At 36.5% G+C, this 15,320-nt stretch carries 15 protein-coding genes and 1 pseudogene; 13 read left to right on the top strand and 3 right to left on the bottom strand.

Annotated elements, in window-relative coordinates; all coding sequences use genetic code 11:
* Window positions 1–187: 187 nt before the first annotated feature.
* Window positions 188–646 (top strand): hypothetical protein, encoded by a 459-nt coding sequence (locus ACKI30_RS02880; RefSeq protein ID WP_407409735.1) that lies wholly within the window; start codon window positions 188–190, stop codon window positions 644–646.
* A gap of 244 nt (window positions 647–890) precedes the next feature.
* Here ACKI30_RS02880 and ACKI30_RS02875 read toward each other — a convergent pair whose 3' ends face one another.
* From ACKI30_RS02875 to ACKI30_RS02865, 3 genes are read right to left on the bottom strand one after another with little or no spacing between them, the layout of a single operon-like run.
* Window positions 891–1,067 (bottom strand): hypothetical protein, encoded by a 177-nt coding sequence (locus ACKI30_RS02875; RefSeq protein WP_407409733.1) that lies wholly within the window; start codon window positions 1,065–1,067, stop codon window positions 891–893.
* 36 nt (window positions 1,068–1,103) lie between these two features.
* Entirely contained in the window at window positions 1,104–2,120 is a 1,017-nt protein-coding gene (locus ACKI30_RS02870; RefSeq protein ID WP_407409731.1) for a 7-cyano-7-deazaguanine synthase, read from the bottom strand.
* Window positions 2,121–2,717 (bottom strand): NAD(P)H-binding protein, encoded by a 597-nt coding sequence (locus ACKI30_RS02865; RefSeq protein ID WP_407409729.1) that lies wholly within the window; start codon window positions 2,715–2,717, stop codon window positions 2,121–2,123. It lies immediately after the preceding gene.
* A gap of 66 nt (window positions 2,718–2,783) precedes the next feature.
* Here ACKI30_RS02865 and ACKI30_RS02860 point away from each other — a divergent pair, with 66 nt between their 5' ends.
* The 12 genes and pseudogenes from ACKI30_RS02860 to ACKI30_RS02805 all read left to right on the top strand — a co-directional run.
* Complete coding sequence (locus tag ACKI30_RS02860) at window positions 2,784–3,932, top strand: aldo/keto reductase (RefSeq protein ID WP_407409727.1); 1,149 nt, start codon at window positions 2,784–2,786, stop codon at window positions 3,930–3,932.
* A gap of 52 nt (window positions 3,933–3,984) precedes the next feature.
* Window positions 3,985–5,271, top strand: coding sequence for an O-acetylhomoserine aminocarboxypropyltransferase/cysteine synthase family protein (locus tag ACKI30_RS02855; protein ID WP_292742387.1), 1,287 nt, complete (start codon window positions 3,985–3,987; stop codon window positions 5,269–5,271).
* Window positions 5,272–5,323: 52 nt separating this feature from the next.
* Complete coding sequence (locus ACKI30_RS02850; RefSeq protein WP_407409724.1) at window positions 5,324–6,106, top strand: DNA polymerase beta superfamily protein; 783 nt, start codon at window positions 5,324–5,326, stop codon at window positions 6,104–6,106.
* Between the two features lie 49 nt (window positions 6,107–6,155).
* The gene (locus ACKI30_RS02845; protein WP_407409722.1) at window positions 6,156–6,560 is read left to right on the top strand and encodes a hypothetical protein; all 405 of its coding nucleotides are present in this window, start codon (window positions 6,156–6,158) and stop codon (window positions 6,558–6,560) included.
* 6 nt (window positions 6,561–6,566) lie between these two features.
* Window positions 6,567–8,450, top strand: coding sequence for a hypothetical protein (locus ACKI30_RS02840; protein WP_407409720.1), 1,884 nt, complete (start codon window positions 6,567–6,569; stop codon window positions 8,448–8,450).
* A 116-nt stretch (window positions 8,451–8,566) separates the two neighbouring features.
* Window positions 8,567–9,538 carry a methenyltetrahydromethanopterin cyclohydrolase gene (mch, locus tag ACKI30_RS02835; protein ID WP_330008470.1) on the top strand — a complete coding sequence of 324 codons (972 nt, stop codon included), beginning with the start codon at window positions 8,567–8,569 and terminating at the stop codon, window positions 9,536–9,538.
* Window positions 9,539–9,644: 106 nt separating this feature from the next.
* Window positions 9,645–10,361, top strand: a complete 717-nt coding sequence (locus ACKI30_RS02830) for a DUF4013 domain-containing protein (protein ID WP_407409718.1) — start codon at window positions 9,645–9,647, stop codon at window positions 10,359–10,361.
* Window positions 10,362–10,466: 105 nt separating this feature from the next.
* Window positions 10,467–11,012, top strand: a complete 546-nt coding sequence (gene rbr / locus ACKI30_RS02825) for a rubrerythrin (RefSeq protein WP_295163019.1) — start codon at window positions 10,467–10,469, stop codon at window positions 11,010–11,012.
* A 92-nt stretch (window positions 11,013–11,104) separates the two neighbouring features.
* Complete coding sequence (rbr, locus tag ACKI30_RS02820) at window positions 11,105–11,650, top strand: rubrerythrin (protein WP_292742162.1); 546 nt, start codon at window positions 11,105–11,107, stop codon at window positions 11,648–11,650.
* Window positions 11,651–11,768: 118 nt separating this feature from the next.
* Window positions 11,769–13,178, top strand: a complete 1,410-nt coding sequence (locus ACKI30_RS02815; protein WP_407409715.1) for a nicotinate phosphoribosyltransferase — start codon at window positions 11,769–11,771, stop codon at window positions 13,176–13,178.
* 9 nt (window positions 13,179–13,187) lie between these two features.
* The gene (gene bsh, locus ACKI30_RS02810; protein ID WP_407409713.1) at window positions 13,188–14,168 is read left to right on the top strand and encodes a choloylglycine hydrolase; all 981 of its coding nucleotides are present in this window, start codon (window positions 13,188–13,190) and stop codon (window positions 14,166–14,168) included.
* A 142-nt stretch (window positions 14,169–14,310) separates the two neighbouring features.
* Window positions 14,311–15,320, top strand: a pseudogene (locus tag ACKI30_RS02805) (hypothetical protein); the annotation flags it as partial.

Genomic DNA, 15,320 nt, shown 5'->3' with positions numbered 1-15,320 from the left:
TCCTCACTTATTTAAGTAATTTACTATTTTTTAATTGTTTAATTTGAAATTAAAGAAAAATTAGAACGAATTTACATCGAAGTGAAATTTCAAGTGTAAAAAAATAAAATTTGAAAGAAGCCTATAAAATTTTACAGACTCTAAAATTTAAATAATTCCTTTTAGATAGTATATCTTGAGGGATTATATGAGATTTGACAATAAAATTTGTTTTTTGATTTTTCTGCTGATAGTGTCATGCGGAATTTCTGTTGCATCAGCGCATGATGCCCACATTGCGGGTCACGGCTTTGACATTCCTGACTCATTTTCCTTGAATGAAAGCTATGCTAATGCAAGTTATTTGGAAAATGGCAGCGGCTATTCCATATCCATCATGGTGAATGACCTTCTGGATTCTGATGCAATCAAAAAGAATCATGAGGAGTTGGGTTTTAAATTCATAGATGAACTCAAGTTCAGGGATAATGAAAGCAATGTGGATATTGACCAGCAAAATTTCGTTTTTGAGAACATGTCATATGAATATTATCTGTTTAGATTAAACAATGAGTCTTATGTAATTTCATTTTCATACCCTGATGGAAATGAAGCACTTGACTATGAAGAAAGTCCTGTTAAGGAAATTATTAATTCTCTAGAATAATATTCAAATTTTATTTTTTTCACTGAATTTTGTTTTAGGTATACCTAAACTTTATATACTTATACGAACAAACTATTATTGTGGATGTAATTTATAAGTTACTGAAGCATGATTGACACGAGAGATATTGTAGGAAACTTATTAAATTGTTCCTCAATGAATTCAATAAGTAAAGCTCAGCTCCTACTTTATCTCAAGTGCTTAATCATTAACTTCTTTTGATAAAAAAGTTAAAATGAGTTTTTTATTCTTCTTTTTGAGATTCCAGATAGCTTTCATGAATCTCATCTGCCAGTTCCTGGTTTCCTTCTATGATCGGTCCGGTATAGTCACAGTCGTAACATATCCATTGTGACCAGTTTTGGGGTATGATCCATTTTACATTGTGGGAACCGCATCTCGGACATATTTTTCGCATCATAATATTACTTTCATTTTTTATTATTAATATTTATGGTTACTGTTTGGTTTTGTAAAAACTCCATATCAGGTCAAGCGCCTCGCCGGGTTCAAGTGCTCCCGAACGGGTTTCCCTTAATATTCTCTGGATTGAAAACTTTTTCTGATATGGGAATTTTCTGTGAACCTCATAAAGCAGCGGACATCCGAATCCTTTAAACTCCTTTAAATTATAGTTTCTGATTAATGATTTTATCTCCTGTTTGCCAACGCTTAAACTTGCTGGAAGGTTCAGTCGATATAATGAATCGTCCTGCAGATTTATGCATTGGCTGCCGGTTGCAAGCATATCACCGAAGATAATTATAGGTATTTTGTTATCTTTTGCATATTGCTTTACAAGCTCGCCGGTATTTTTGGAACATCTTCCGCAGGGGTGAAGCTTTCCTGTAAATGATTCGGCTATAATTTCAGAGTAGTCTGTTTCAATATACTCATGGTCGATTTTTAGCTTTTCAGTAACTGTCCTGATATTGTCCTTGAATTGTTTCGGCAAAATAATTGTTCCTGGGTCAACCGTAACGGCAATAGGGTTAAAGCCTAACTTTTTGGCTAAAATTAAAGAGAAACTGCTGTCAACACCACCTGAAAGTGCAACAACCGCTTCGGTATTGGGAGATTCATCAAATTCATTTTCACTAAAGTAACTGTCAAAGTTAAAGCTATAGATATTGTCTATTTTTGCATCAATTGTTTTTTCCAGATTTTTTAAACCAATCAAATCAGAATTGAGGTTATGTACGGTCTTTTTGGATAGCTTCAGCTTATACTCCTTATTTAAAAAATCGCCGTAGCTTTCAACATGGATGCTGTCAAGGCCCAGCTTTTCCCTAAGCTTGCCGACAACCCATCCCCCTTTTCCGATTATTGCGGACTTGTCGGGACGGTCTTCTGTTATAATCCACAGCTCATTGTTCTTGAGGTATATATCTTCAATGAAGATTTCCACCTTTTCATGCCCGATTTCATCTCGGATTTGATTAACTTCGTCTAAAATGAATTCTTTTGTATACATTTAACTCATGTCTCTTGTAATGCTGATGCTTTCACGTGAATAGAGTTCAGGATTTTCAATTATTTCGAATGCAATCTTTTCAACTGATTTTGAAGTTGAAACATAACCTTTTGGAGTCTCTCCCTTCCTGGTTATTACGTAATCGTCCTCTTTTCCGAAAATCAGATAGCCGCATCTCAGGATTGTATAGTCAAGATCGCTGTTTTCAATGAGTGCCACGGCATTTCTGTTTGGAATCTGTTCCGGCTCGTTTGCGACATTATATTCGGCGCCGTTGTCTTCTGAAAGCTCGTTGTAGATTCCGACAACGGTCATGTAAATCACTCTTTTAGGATTTATTTCAACAAGATTTCTGGCTATTACAGGCTGGTCTGTACCTGAAACAGCGCAAAATACAACATCCTGGTCTTCCAATGCTTTTTTCAAGTCTTTAATATTTGTTGCATCAATATTTCTGGCAGTAATTCTGTAACCGTCTTCATAGCTGTTGCCTGCAGATTTTGAAAGCAATGTTAAATGATAATCAGGTTTTGCAAGCATTTTAGCTGTAAACGGTCTTCCAAATTTTCCGGTTGCACCGAGTATTGCGATATTCATTATTTCACCTTGTATAATATATTGGATTTGATAATATTAAAGTAATACCTCATATAAATTATTACTATGGAATACAGAAAGTTAGGTAACACGGGAATAGAAGTTTCAGAAATAGCATTCGGCGCTGAGTTTTTAGTCGAAAGGCCTTACGAGGACACTGAAGAATTAATCAGGGCCTGTGAAGAAAACGGAATCAACTTCTTTGACTGCTGGATGAGCGAACCGGATGTACGTTCACATTTGGGCCGTGCAATTAAGGATAATCGTGAAAACTGGGTGATTCAGGGCCATATAGGTTCAACCTGGCAGAACGGACAATATGTAAGAACCCGTGAAATGGATAAGGTAATTCCGGCATTTGAAGATTTCATGGAAAGATTCCAGATTGACACACTTGATTTTGGAATGATCCATTATGTTGACCAGATTGAGGATTATGATGAAATAATGAACGGGCCGTTCATTGAATATGTCCGCAAACTGAAAGAGGACGGAACAATAGCTCATATCGGATTAAGCACTCACAATCCCGATATCGGTCTTCTGGCAGCGCAAAATCCCGAAATTGAACTTCTGATGTTTTCCATCAATCCTGCATATGACATGTTCGGTGCGATGACTGACATTGAAGAGTACAGAAAGGATGATGCATATGATGACTCATTTTTCGGTTTGAATCCTCAAAGGGCTGAAATCTATGAATTGTGTGAGGAAAACGGAACTGCATTGACTGTAATGAAAGGATTTGCCGGCGGAAACCTCCTGTCTGATGAGACCTCACCGTTCGGCGTGGCGCTGACACCGATTCAGTGCATTCACTACTGTCTTGAACAGAAAGGGGTAAACAGCATTTTTGTCGGTGTGAAAACAGTCGATGAGCTTATGGAATCATTGAAATACTGCGATGCTACAGAAGCAGAAAAGGACTATTCAGAAGTATTGAGAAATGCTCCAAAACACTCATTTGAAGGTCAGTGCACATACTGCGGCCATTGTGCTCCGTGCACATCAGAAATAGACATTGCAATGGTTAACAAGTTGTATGATCTGGCTAAAAATAAGGATGAGGTTCCGGCCAGCGTTCAGGAACACTATAACAACCTGAAATATAATGCTTCAGAATGCATTGCATGCGGTGACTGTGAGTCTAGATGTCCTTTCAATGTTCACATTGTAGATGTGATGCTTGATGCACAGGATTTATTTGGCTTTTAGATTTATTTTTAACTATAAATATTAAATTTTACAAATCTATAATGTGATTATTATGGCGTATGAAATTAAAAACAAAAAGAATATCTCAACAATTGGTGTTCATGCCGGTCAGGAAGAAGTAGACGAGACCGGATCAAGAGTTACACCGATTTATCAAACTACATCTTATGTATTTGACTCACCCGAACAGGCTGCAAACCGTTTTGCACTTAAGGAAGGGGGAAACATCTATACAAGATTAAACAATCCGACCACTGAAGCTTTTGAAAAAAGAATGGCTGCAATTGAAGGTGGAACTGCAGCATATGCAACCGCTTCAGGAATGGCGGCAATATTTTATGCAATCATTAACCTCACACAGGTTGGAGACAATATCGTTTCTGCAGATAACCTCTATGGCGGAACATATGAGTTATTTGAAAATACCCTGGAGGAATTGGGCCGTACTGTAACATTCGTAGACTCCCAATCTCCTGAACTGTTTGAAGAAGCTATCAATGACAAGACAAAAGCTATTTATGTCGAATCAATCGGAAACCCTAAACTGGACATTCCGGACTTTGACAGATTGGCTGAAATTGCACATTCACATGACATTCCACTCATTGCAGACAACACTGTCGGTATCGGTTCTGTAAGGCCTTTTGACCATGGAGCAGACATTATCGCTTCATCCGCAACCAAATATATCGGAGGTCACGGTACTACTCTCGGAGGAATTGTAATCGAGAAAGGTGACTTTGACTGGATGAACGGCAAGTTCCCAACACTTTCAGAGCCTGATGAAACCTATAACGGATTGGTATTTGCCGAAACATTCGGTGAAGCCGCATTTACAACAAGACTCAGGACAGTTGTCGGAAGGGATACCGGAGCGGTGCCTTCTCCGTTCAATTCATTCCTGCTCCTGCAGGGTCTTGAAACATTAGGCTTAAGAATCGAAAGACACGCTTCAAATGCAATGGCAGTGGCAGAGCATCTGGAAGCTCACCCTAAAGTGGCTTGGGTAACCTATTCAGGTCTTGAAAGCTCTCCAAACCATGAAGTCGCTAAAAAATATGCTGAAAAAGGTTACGGAGGAATTGTTTCATTCGGTCTTAAGGCAGGTTATGACGGAGCTTTGAAATTCATTGAAAACGTTGAACTGATTTCATTTTTAGCAAACATCGGTGATGCAAAATCATTGGTAACCCACCCTGCATCAACCACACATTCCCAACTGACTGAAGAGCAGCAGCTGTCCACCGGCGTTACTCCTGACCTGATCAGGTTCTCAGTCGGTATTGAGGATATCGAAGACATTCTAATCGATGTTGACCAGGCTTTGGATAAAGTTTAATCACTTTATCTTTTAACTTTTTTTTTTAACTTTAACTTTTACTTTGAGCATTATGAAGACTGATATAATCGATAAATTAAGATTCCTTGAAAAGGAAAATGACATTACAATATTGTATGCCTGCGAATCCGGCTCAAGAGCATGGGGATTTGACAATGTCGAAAGCGATTACGATGTCAGATTCATTTATAGGAGAAATAATCTGCGGGAATATCTGACCCTTTCAGACAGAGGTGATGTGATTGAATATTCCGGCGATAATCTGGATATTGTAGGTTGGGACATTAAAAAGGCACTTAAGCTGCATTATTCAGGAAATCCCAACTTAAGGGAATGGCTTTTAAGTCCGATTAAATACATTGACTGGGACAATAACATTTTTGAAGGCCTTGAGGAATTTGACATGGCAAAACTCAAATACCACTACACAAGCATTGCCGTCAACAACTGGAAAAAACTATCCGGAAACGATTCCGATTTTACAAAAAAGGATTTAAAAATGCTTTTGTACAACTGCAGATGCGTTCTGATATGGAATGTCATTGACCAGGGAGAAGACCCTTCAATAAATGTTTCTGATTTGCTCAGACAGGTTAAAAACTTGGACGGTAATATTGCAGGTGACATTAATAGTTTAATTAGTTTTTATAAACATAATTGTCAGGATGACTTGAATCCTGATGCAGTTGAAAACATAAAGCAATGGATGGGCTTCAATCTGGCAGTCATGAGAAGAGATCTTCCAAAAACAGATGACTCCCGAAATTTCGACATGTATGATGAAAGATTTTTCGAGCTTTTGCTTCCGGATTATGATAATCCTCACAAACATTAGAAAATTTTTTTAATTCAAAAGATTATATATTATAGTAATAGGTGAAAACATGGATTATGATGTAAGGCGAGCTGATTTAGTAAAAATGTCTATTAAAAGAAATGAGTCCGGTCAGGAAATCGTATCTGAATGTCTGGAAAATAAAATTCACATGACAAGGCCTGAAGACTATGATTATGATTCAGGCGAAGCTCTTTTTGACATTCTGACTTTGGAAAACTCCAACTGGCATTTTGAAAAGGACAGCAAAAAAGCAAAAATTAAAGTTGAAACAAGATTTGATGAAGACCAATTAATTGATTTGGCTTTGAATAATCCTGGAAGTCATGTAAGGATAGCTGCACTAAATAAAATAAACAATGACAATGTTTTACTTAAGATTATCCAAAATGATGAGGATGCTGATGTGAAAAAAGCAGCTGTGGATAGACTGGCTCAATTACATATTGAATAGGTCAATATGACTTCAAGAGATGCTAAAATTGAATCTGTAAGAAATTCAAGCAATCAGGATGAAGTCATTTACACGGCTAAAAATGACATTGACTGGCAGGTTCGTCGGCTTGCAGTGGAAAAAATCAATGATGAAAATGTCCTCAAAGACATCGTAAATGATGAACTGACTTCCGCTGTAGCTATTAAAGCCATGGAACATATTGATGATATAGAATTCTTATCAGACATTTGCTTAAATCACCCTGACGCATATGTGCGTCTGGCATCGATTAATCGAATATCTGATGAATCCCTACTTTTAAAAAAAGATTTGAGCTCACTTTTGGATAAAATCTTATTCAATGATCCTAATGATATAGTGCTTAAAAGCGTTTGTGAAAACCCGTATCTTGACAATCAGGAATCATTGACAAAAGCTGTTTTTGCAATAGAAAATGAGGATATCAAAAAATTACTGCTTCGCAAAATCACTGATGAAGCTATTCTGGCTGACTTTGCGCTTAACAGTGAAAATAATTTTCTTCGCCTTGAAGCCATTCAAAATCCCAATTTGACTGATCTGGATACAATATCCGAAATTATAATCCGTGATGGTGATGAGTTCAATCGAGTGATGGCAATTTATAAAATTCCGGATGAGGAATCACTTCTTGAAATAATTTTGAGAAAGCCTCTTCACCATAGATTGCCGCAAATAGCTCAAAACACCAATTTTTTATCTGATGATTATTTTTTAGAAATTTTAAATGATGGAACTGATGAATATGCATGTCAGGTTGCAGCCGCTTTCATTAGTGATGCTGAAATATTGGAAAATATTGTTTTAAGCAAATCCAGCGACAGGATTCGTGCAGATGCAATAAGAAACTCTCACTTCACTAACCAAAAGATATTGGATGAATTGATTGTCACTAAAACAAGCCCTGAAATCCTTTTTGAAGCCATATCCAAGATTGAAAACCAGGATGTCCTGGAAGATTACATTTTAAATCATTTGCAGCATGATGAGATTACCTCTAAAGCAATCTCCAGGGTTGATGACACTGATTTTTTAAGGAATCTCTCAACTCATCCGGATTCAGGGATACGCCTTGAAGCGGTTAAAAGAATCTCCCAGTTTAGTGATGTTGACGGGATTTTAAGGGACATTGCATTGACAGAAGACAATGAGGAAATATGTTTAAAAGCGGTATCTGCAATGAAAATTCGAAATGACCTCATTGAAGTTGCAAAAAGCCGCAGTGAAAAAAACATAAGAATCTCTGCATTAGAACATATTGGGGAAAAAAGATTGCTCCATAACTATTTTAAATCTCGAAATCCTCTCTCAGGCGATGCTTCGGCGGAATTCGCATTAAACGAAATGGCGCTGGAAGACAGTGACGATGACGTAAGAATAATTGCCACAGGAAAGATTATGGATAAGGAATTGCTGGATGAAATTGCATCTGGAGAGGATGTTAACAGCCTTGAAGCTCAAAAAAGATTGAATTCACTTTTTGAGGACATCAAGCAGATTGAACATAAGCAAATATTAGGCAGGCTGATTCAAACGTCAGACAATGACATATCTTCAATTGCTCAGGCCACCCTGGATGATTTGGACCTGTGGGAAGATAGACTCTCCAAGGTCAATGAAATCGAGGACATTAACGAATTAAAGGACATGGCACGCAATGACTTCAACTATTTTGTGAGAATGGAGGCTGAAGGAAAACTTGAAAAGATGCTATTCCACATCCGCATGGATGAAATCGGTTTGGAAAGTAATCAGGAAGAACTGAAAGCTATTGCAAGTGATGAGGAATTTAGTCTGGAAATCAGGCGCAATGCACTTTCAAAAATAACTGACCGTGCCTTTGTGGTGAAATTTGAAAATATTCTTTAGGCATGTTTTTCAATGTATTTTTTTTAAAATTCATTTAGACACTTTTAAATAATAATAACAATAAATTTTTATTCAATAACTTAGTTTTATAAGTTAAATTTATATGAGGTTAAACTATGGTAAGTGTAAACGTAGAAGCTAAAAAAACCGTAGATGTAATGATTGAAAAAGCAGATGAATTAAACATCGCTGTAGAAACTTTAGACAATGGTGCTACTGTTATTGACTGTGGTGTTAATGTAGATGGAAGTTTCAAAGCAGGAGAACTTTATACTAAAGTTTGTCTTGGTGGACTTGCAGATGTTGGAATTTCAATTCCTGGAGATTTATCTGAAAAATTCGCACTTCCTTCAGTAAAAATTAAAACTGACGCACCTTCTATTTCAACCTTAGGTTCACAAAAAGCAGGTTGGTCTGTATCTGTAGGTGACTTCTTTGCATTAGGTTCTGGTCCTGCTAGAGCTATTGCATTAAAACCGGCAGAAACCTATGAAGAAATAGGATATGACGACAAGGGTGCTGAATTAGCAATCTTAACTTTAGAAGCAGATGTATTGCCTGGTGACGATGTAGCACAATACATTGCTGATGAATGTGATGTCGACGTTAAAGATGTCTACTTGCTTGTAGCTCCTACTTCTTCTTTAGTCGGATCTATCCAAATTTCCGGAAGAGTTGTTGAAAACGGAACTTACAAAATGTTAGAATTCATCAAATTCGATGTAACAAAAGTAAAACACGCTGCAGGTATTGCACCAATCGCACCTGTTGACCCAGATGGCCTTAAAGCTATGGGTAAAACCAACGACGCTGTATTATTCGGTGGAAGAACCTACTACTATGTAGAATCTGAAGAAGGAGATGACATTGCAGATGTTGCAGCTCAATTACCATCTTCCGCTGCTGACGGATACGGTAAACCATTCTTCGATGTATTTAAAGAAGCTGGATTTGACTTCTACCAAATCGATAAAGGAATGTTCGCTCCTGCAGAAGTTGTCATCAACGACTTAACCACTGGTAAAATTTACAAAGAAGGATTCGTAAACGCAGACTTGCTTAAAAAATCCTTTGGTTTAGATGAATAGATTTTTTCATCTATCTTTTTTTCTTTTTTTTAAACTAAACACATCTTTTATATATCATTATTTTAAAAGTAATAGTGTAATTTTATAAATATTGAGGGTGAAAAAGATGAGTTTAGGTGATATTTTTTCAGATGCAATCAAATATCCGTTTTCTGACATTACAAAATTTCTAATTGTTGGTGTTATTGCATTACTTGCAGGATTGTCAAGTATTGTAATGAGTTTTAAAGTGCAAAATTTTTCAGTATATGGAATTGCAAGCATAATTGGTTTTATTTTCTCATTAGTGCTTGCAGGTTATGGAGTCAGTGTAATAAGAAACGGAATTTCCCTTTCAGATGAAATTCCCGATATTGACTTGAAGGCAAATCTTTATGACGGCGTTAATGCTTTGATAATTGCTATTGTATACCTGATTATTCCGGTTATTGTTTCTGTAATTCTCATGGCAGTTTTCGGTGTAATTGGGGCAAGTATTGATCATGCAGTTGCGGCATTGGGTCTGGTATCCATTGTTGCAATAGTCCTTTTCATTATTTTTGGAATTCTTGAAGTTATTGCATTGGCCAAATTTGCAGATACCAATGACCTTGGAGAAGCATTAAGCTTTAGAGAGGTCTACGGTGATGTGAAAAAAATCGGAATTGGCAAAATCATTCTGTTTTTGATAATTCAGTTTATTATCATCGCTGTTGCAGGAATTATCTCATCCCTTATCGGATACATTCCATTCGTAGGCATAATCATATCCCAACTTGTAGTGGGCGCATTCATAACACTATTTTCACAGAGGGCCTTAGGTTTATTGTTCATTGAATATTAATGAACATTACCTTTTCTTTTTTTTAAATTTTTAATATATTTATATACTGTATAATAAGATTTTTAAAGGATAATAATCATAATAAAATCATTGGAGATGTTAATTATGACTGACTTAAAAGGTACAAAAACTGAAGCAAACTTACAAGCAGCTTTTGCTGGTGAGTCCCAAGCACATACTAAATACCAATACTTTGCTGCAAAAGCAAAAGAAGAAGGCTATGTCCAAATCCACGATATTTTCATGGAAACTTCTAAAAACGAAAGAGAACACGCTAAAATCTGGTTCAAACTTTTACACGATGAAGAAATTCCAGACACAGTAGCTAACCTCAACGCAGCAGCTGACGGTGAAAACGAAGAATGGACTGCAATGTACAAAGAATTCGCTGAAACCGCTAAAGAAGAAGGCTTCCCAATGATTGCTTTCTTATTTGAAAAAGTAGGTGCAATCGAAAAAGAACACGAAGAAAGATACAGAACTTTACTCGCAAACGTTGAAGCAGACAAAGTATTCAACAAAGACGAAGAAATCGAATGGAAATGTGAAAACTGTGGATTTGTTTTCTCAGGACCTAACGCACCTGAAAAATGTCCTGTATGCGGACTTCCAAAAGCACATTTCGAAGAAAGAGCTACTAACTTCAAATAAGCTCTCTTTTTTTATTTTTTTTTAAAGTTACTAACTCATTACCAAATATTTATATAACATAATTTTAAATTTTAATCTACGGAGATGATATTATGGCAGACTTAAAAGGTACAAAAACTGAAGAAAACTTAAAAGCAGCACTCGCTGGTGAATCTCAAGCACGTGTAAAATACGAATTTTACGCATCTCAAGCTAAAAAAGATGGTTACGTTGAAATCAAAGAAATTTTCCAAGAATCATCCGATAATGAAAAAGAACATGCAAAAATCTGGTTCAAATTATTAAACGGTGGAAAAGTACCTGACACTTTAACCAACCTTGCTGACGCAGCAGCTGGTGAAAACCACGAATGGACCGAAATGTACAAAGAATTCGCTGAAACCGCTAAAGAAGAAGGTTTCGACGACATTGCAGCTTTATTTGAAGCAGCAGGTGCTACCGAAAAAGCACACGAAGACAGATACAATGCATTATCTGACAAAATCAAAGCTGACAAAGTATTCAAAAAAGACGAAGAAATCGCATGGAAATGTAACAACTGTGGATACATCCATTATGGAAAAGAAGCTCCTGAAGTATGTCCATTATGTGACCACCCACAAGCACACTTTAGAAAACAAGATACTAGCTACATCTAGATCTTTTTTCTTATTTTTCTTTTTTTTTAAACCAGACACCCGTCAAATCTTTTTTTAAATTCAGCTTTTCACAATATATTTAAGTGATGAAGAATAATATTGTTACAAAGTTGATAATATGATAGAAAATAACATTTGTCTATTAACTGATAGTTACAAGGTAACTCATCACTATTTCTATCCAAAAGGCACTGAAAAAATATATTCATACCTTGAAAGTAGGGTAGGGGCTGAGTTCAACAAGACTATCTTTTACGGACTGCAATATATATTAAAAAAGTATTTGGAAGGTCAAGTAGTAACCGAAGAGAAAATCAATGAGGCAGACAACCTTATCGCTGCCCACATTGGTGAAGGCATCTTTAACAGGGAAGGCTGGGAGTATATTTTGGATGAACACGACGGATACCTGCCAATCGAGATCAAGGCAGTAGCTGAGGGAACTCCCGTTGATGTCAGCAATGTTTTAATGACTGTTGAGAATACTGATAAAAAATCATACTGGCTGCCGAACTATCTCGAGTCATTGTTATTGCAGGTCTGGTATCCTTCAACTGTCGCTACACTTTCCGCTGAAGTAAGGAAACTTGCAAACTTCTATTTGGAGGTCACAGGTTCAGTTAAGGATAACCTTGATTTCATGCTGCACGATTTCGGATATCGTGGGGCGACATCAACAGAATCATCAATGCTGTGCGGTTCAGCTCATCTGCTCAGCTTTTCAGGAACCGACACAATTCCTGCATTAACAATACCTGAAAACTATTACAACGATTCAAATCTATACGGATTTTCAGTCCAGGCCACAGAACACAGCGTAATGACTTCACTCGGTCCTGAAGGCGAAATTGACCAGATTCTAAATGTCATTGACAAGGCCAAGGAAGGAATTCTCTCAATCGTTATCGATTCATATAACTACAGAAACTTCCTGACTGAAGCCGGAAGATCAGGCGGCGAACTGAATGAGGCTATTTTAAACTTCTTGGATTCCGAGACAAATAAAATAGTCTTCAGGCCGGACAGCGGAGAGCCTGTATCCACAACAATCGATTGTCTTAATCTTCTCTCCGATGGTTTCGGAAGCCACTTGACAGATAAGGGATACAAGGTATTCGACTTGAACATCGGTCTTTTATGGGGAGACGGTTTAAATTACCAGAAGATAAGGGACATTTTGTTTGCAATGAAATCAAGCGGATGGGCAGCCCAGAACATTATCTTCGGTATGGGCGGAGGACTTCACTCTTCCGTTACACGTGATACCCAAAGGAATGCTTTCAAGTGTTCAGCTCAGTTAAGGGACGGACAATGGCATGACATATTTAAAAATCCATTGGACTCCAGTAAAAAATCAAAAACCGGAAGATTCAAATTGATTAAGGAAGAAAAATCATTCAAAACAGTTTCAATTGATGATGAAGGTGAAGACTGTCTTCAAACAGTATTTAAGGACGGTAAGCTAATCGTTGATGATACATTTGGCGATATCAAATCAAGAGCATTAAATTATTCAAATTTTTTATAAAGTGATTCGATGTGTACTGCAAGCAATTATATAACCGATAAACATTATTTTGGCCGTAACTTTGATTATGAAATCTCGTACAATGAAAGAGTTACAATTACGCCAAGAAACTATGAATTCAAATTCAGAAAAATAAATGACATCAAAACACATTATGCAATAATAGGAATTGCGGCAGGTATTGATGGTTATCCATTGTATTATGATGCATGCAATGAAAAAGGATTGGCAATGGCAGGATTGAACTTTGCAGGAAATGCAGTCTACAGAGAATTTGAAGAGGGTATGGTGAATATAACTCCTTTTGAATTAATCCCATACACACTCGGATGTGCAGATTCTGTCAGTGAAGCTAAAGAGTTATTGGCTGAAATCAATTTGGTAAACATCAACTTTGCTGAAGAGCTACCTTTATCCCCTCTTCACTGGATGATTTCAGATAATAACGGTGATGCGATTGTCGTTGAACCGATGGCAGATGGTCTTAGGGTATATGACAATCCGGTAGGTGTTTTAACAAACAATCCTCCATTTGATAAGCAATTGTTTTACCTAAACAATTACAGGCATCTGTCAAATAAGAATCCTGAAAATACCTTTGGAGGAGATATTGATTTGGATGAATATTCAAGGGGAATGGGTGCTATTGGACTTCCAGGCGATTTGTCTTCATCCTCAAGATTTGCAAAAGTTGCATTTACCCGTGCAAATTCGTACTCCGATGCAGATGAAGCCAGCAGTGTAGGTCAGTTTTTCCATATCCTGAAATCAGTTGAACAGCAAAATGGCTGTACATTCATAGATGATCCCGATTTGTATGAATATACTATCTACACTTCCTGTTACAATACTCAGGATGGAATTCTGTATTACAACACTTATATGAATTCCCAAATTTCAGCAGTGGACTTGAATAAGGAGGATTTGGATTCAACCGATTTGATTAATTATCCGTTGATTAATGAAGAGCAATTCAATTTCATTAATTAATTATTTTTTATTTTTTTTTTAAAATAACTTTTTTTTAAATATAGCTCCATTGAGTATTTATAGTAATAAAAACTATAAATTAATATTAATATCATTTTTTACTAATTTTTTGTATAAATTGGTAATAATGGGGGTTAATATTTTGTCAAAACTAAAAATTCTTGCTATAATGTTGGTATTGATATCTGCACTTGTTATTGTTCCAGCAAGTTTTGCTGAGGATAACCAGACAGATATAGATGTCATTGTTAATGACACTGACAGCGTAAGCAATGATTTTTATTTCGATGCAAGTATTGAAAACAGTACAGGCAACGGTTCAAAATATAATCCTTATAAGGATTTATCCGGCTATGAATTCCAGGATAACACAATTTTACATTTTGCCAACGGTGAATATAACTTGGACAGGTATTCCTATGTCAATAATGTTACTTTCATAGGTGAAAACACTCAAAACACCATTATCAAGTCTAAGGGTATGATGTTGAGCGTTGGATCTACTCTAACCCTATGCAACATTACCTTTGTAAACCTTGGAGTTCAAAATTATGGAAATCTGACAGTTAAGAATTCCTTGTTTACAAATCCGTCCAGTAATTTCATTTATTCATCTGGAAAGAATACTTATGTTAATATTGAAAACTCATCATTTGTGGGGAGCTCTTCAGACAGCGGTAGCGCTATTTACATTTACAACGGATTTTTAGAAATTAATAACTCTTCATTTTCAAGGAATCATGCTGGAACTGGAGGGGTAATATATGTTAGCGATGGTCTTTTAACCATTGATAATTCTTCATTTTCAAGCAATTACGCTACATCTTCAGGTGGGGTGATTTATGGAGGAAATGCTCAGATAAGCATCATCAATTCTTCATTTTCAAATAACTATGCTGAAATATCAGGCGGTGCACTGCAGGCAAGCGGCGGAGTCTTAAACATTGAAGATTCCACTTTCTCAGGTAATTATGCTGATTTAATGGGAGGAGCAATATCTTGTGAAAATGATGCAAATGCCACAATTAAAAATTCCAGGTTTTTAAATGATAATGCATTGGGAGATATTGGAGGTGCAATCTATATTGCCGATTCTCCAAATTCACTTATTTTCAATGTTGAATTTGAAAATTGTACTGCCCTTTTTGGAGG

The sequence above is a fragment of the Methanobrevibacter sp. genome (assembly GCF_045539575.1).
Taxonomy (GTDB): Archaea; Methanobacteriota; Methanobacteria; order Methanobacteriales; family Methanobacteriaceae; genus Methanocatella.
This window is presented reverse-complemented; position numbering and strand designations above follow the sequence as displayed.

Coding starts and splice junctions, on each gene's coding strand:
- ACKI30_RS02880 (WP_407409735.1), top strand. CDS start 188: ATGAGATTTGACAATAAAATTTGTTTTTTGATTTTTCTGCTGATAGTG.
- ACKI30_RS02875 (WP_407409733.1), bottom strand. CDS start 1,067: ATGATGCGAAAAATATGTCCGAGATGCGGTTCCCACAATGTAAAATGG.
- ACKI30_RS02870 (WP_407409731.1), bottom strand. CDS start 2,120: ATGTATACAAAAGAATTCATTTTAGACGAAGTTAATCAAATCCGAGAT.
- ACKI30_RS02865 (WP_407409729.1), bottom strand. CDS start 2,717: ATGAATATCGCAATACTCGGTGCAACCGGAAAATTTGGAAGACCGTTT.
- ACKI30_RS02860 (WP_407409727.1), top strand. CDS start 2,784: ATGGAATACAGAAAGTTAGGTAACACGGGAATAGAAGTTTCAGAAATA.
- ACKI30_RS02855 (WP_292742387.1), top strand. CDS start 3,985: ATGGCGTATGAAATTAAAAACAAAAAGAATATCTCAACAATTGGTGTT.
- ACKI30_RS02850 (WP_407409724.1), top strand. CDS start 5,324: ATGAAGACTGATATAATCGATAAATTAAGATTCCTTGAAAAGGAAAAT.
- ACKI30_RS02845 (WP_407409722.1), top strand. CDS start 6,156: ATGGATTATGATGTAAGGCGAGCTGATTTAGTAAAAATGTCTATTAAA.
- ACKI30_RS02840 (WP_407409720.1), top strand. CDS start 6,567: ATGACTTCAAGAGATGCTAAAATTGAATCTGTAAGAAATTCAAGCAAT.
- mch (WP_330008470.1), top strand. CDS start 8,567: ATGGTAAGTGTAAACGTAGAAGCTAAAAAAACCGTAGATGTAATGATT.
- ACKI30_RS02830 (WP_407409718.1), top strand. CDS start 9,645: ATGAGTTTAGGTGATATTTTTTCAGATGCAATCAAATATCCGTTTTCT.
- rbr (WP_295163019.1), top strand. CDS start 10,467: ATGACTGACTTAAAAGGTACAAAAACTGAAGCAAACTTACAAGCAGCT.
- rbr (WP_292742162.1), top strand. CDS start 11,105: ATGGCAGACTTAAAAGGTACAAAAACTGAAGAAAACTTAAAAGCAGCA.
- ACKI30_RS02815 (WP_407409715.1), top strand. CDS start 11,769: ATGATAGAAAATAACATTTGTCTATTAACTGATAGTTACAAGGTAACT.
- bsh (WP_407409713.1), top strand. CDS start 13,188: ATGTGTACTGCAAGCAATTATATAACCGATAAACATTATTTTGGCCGT.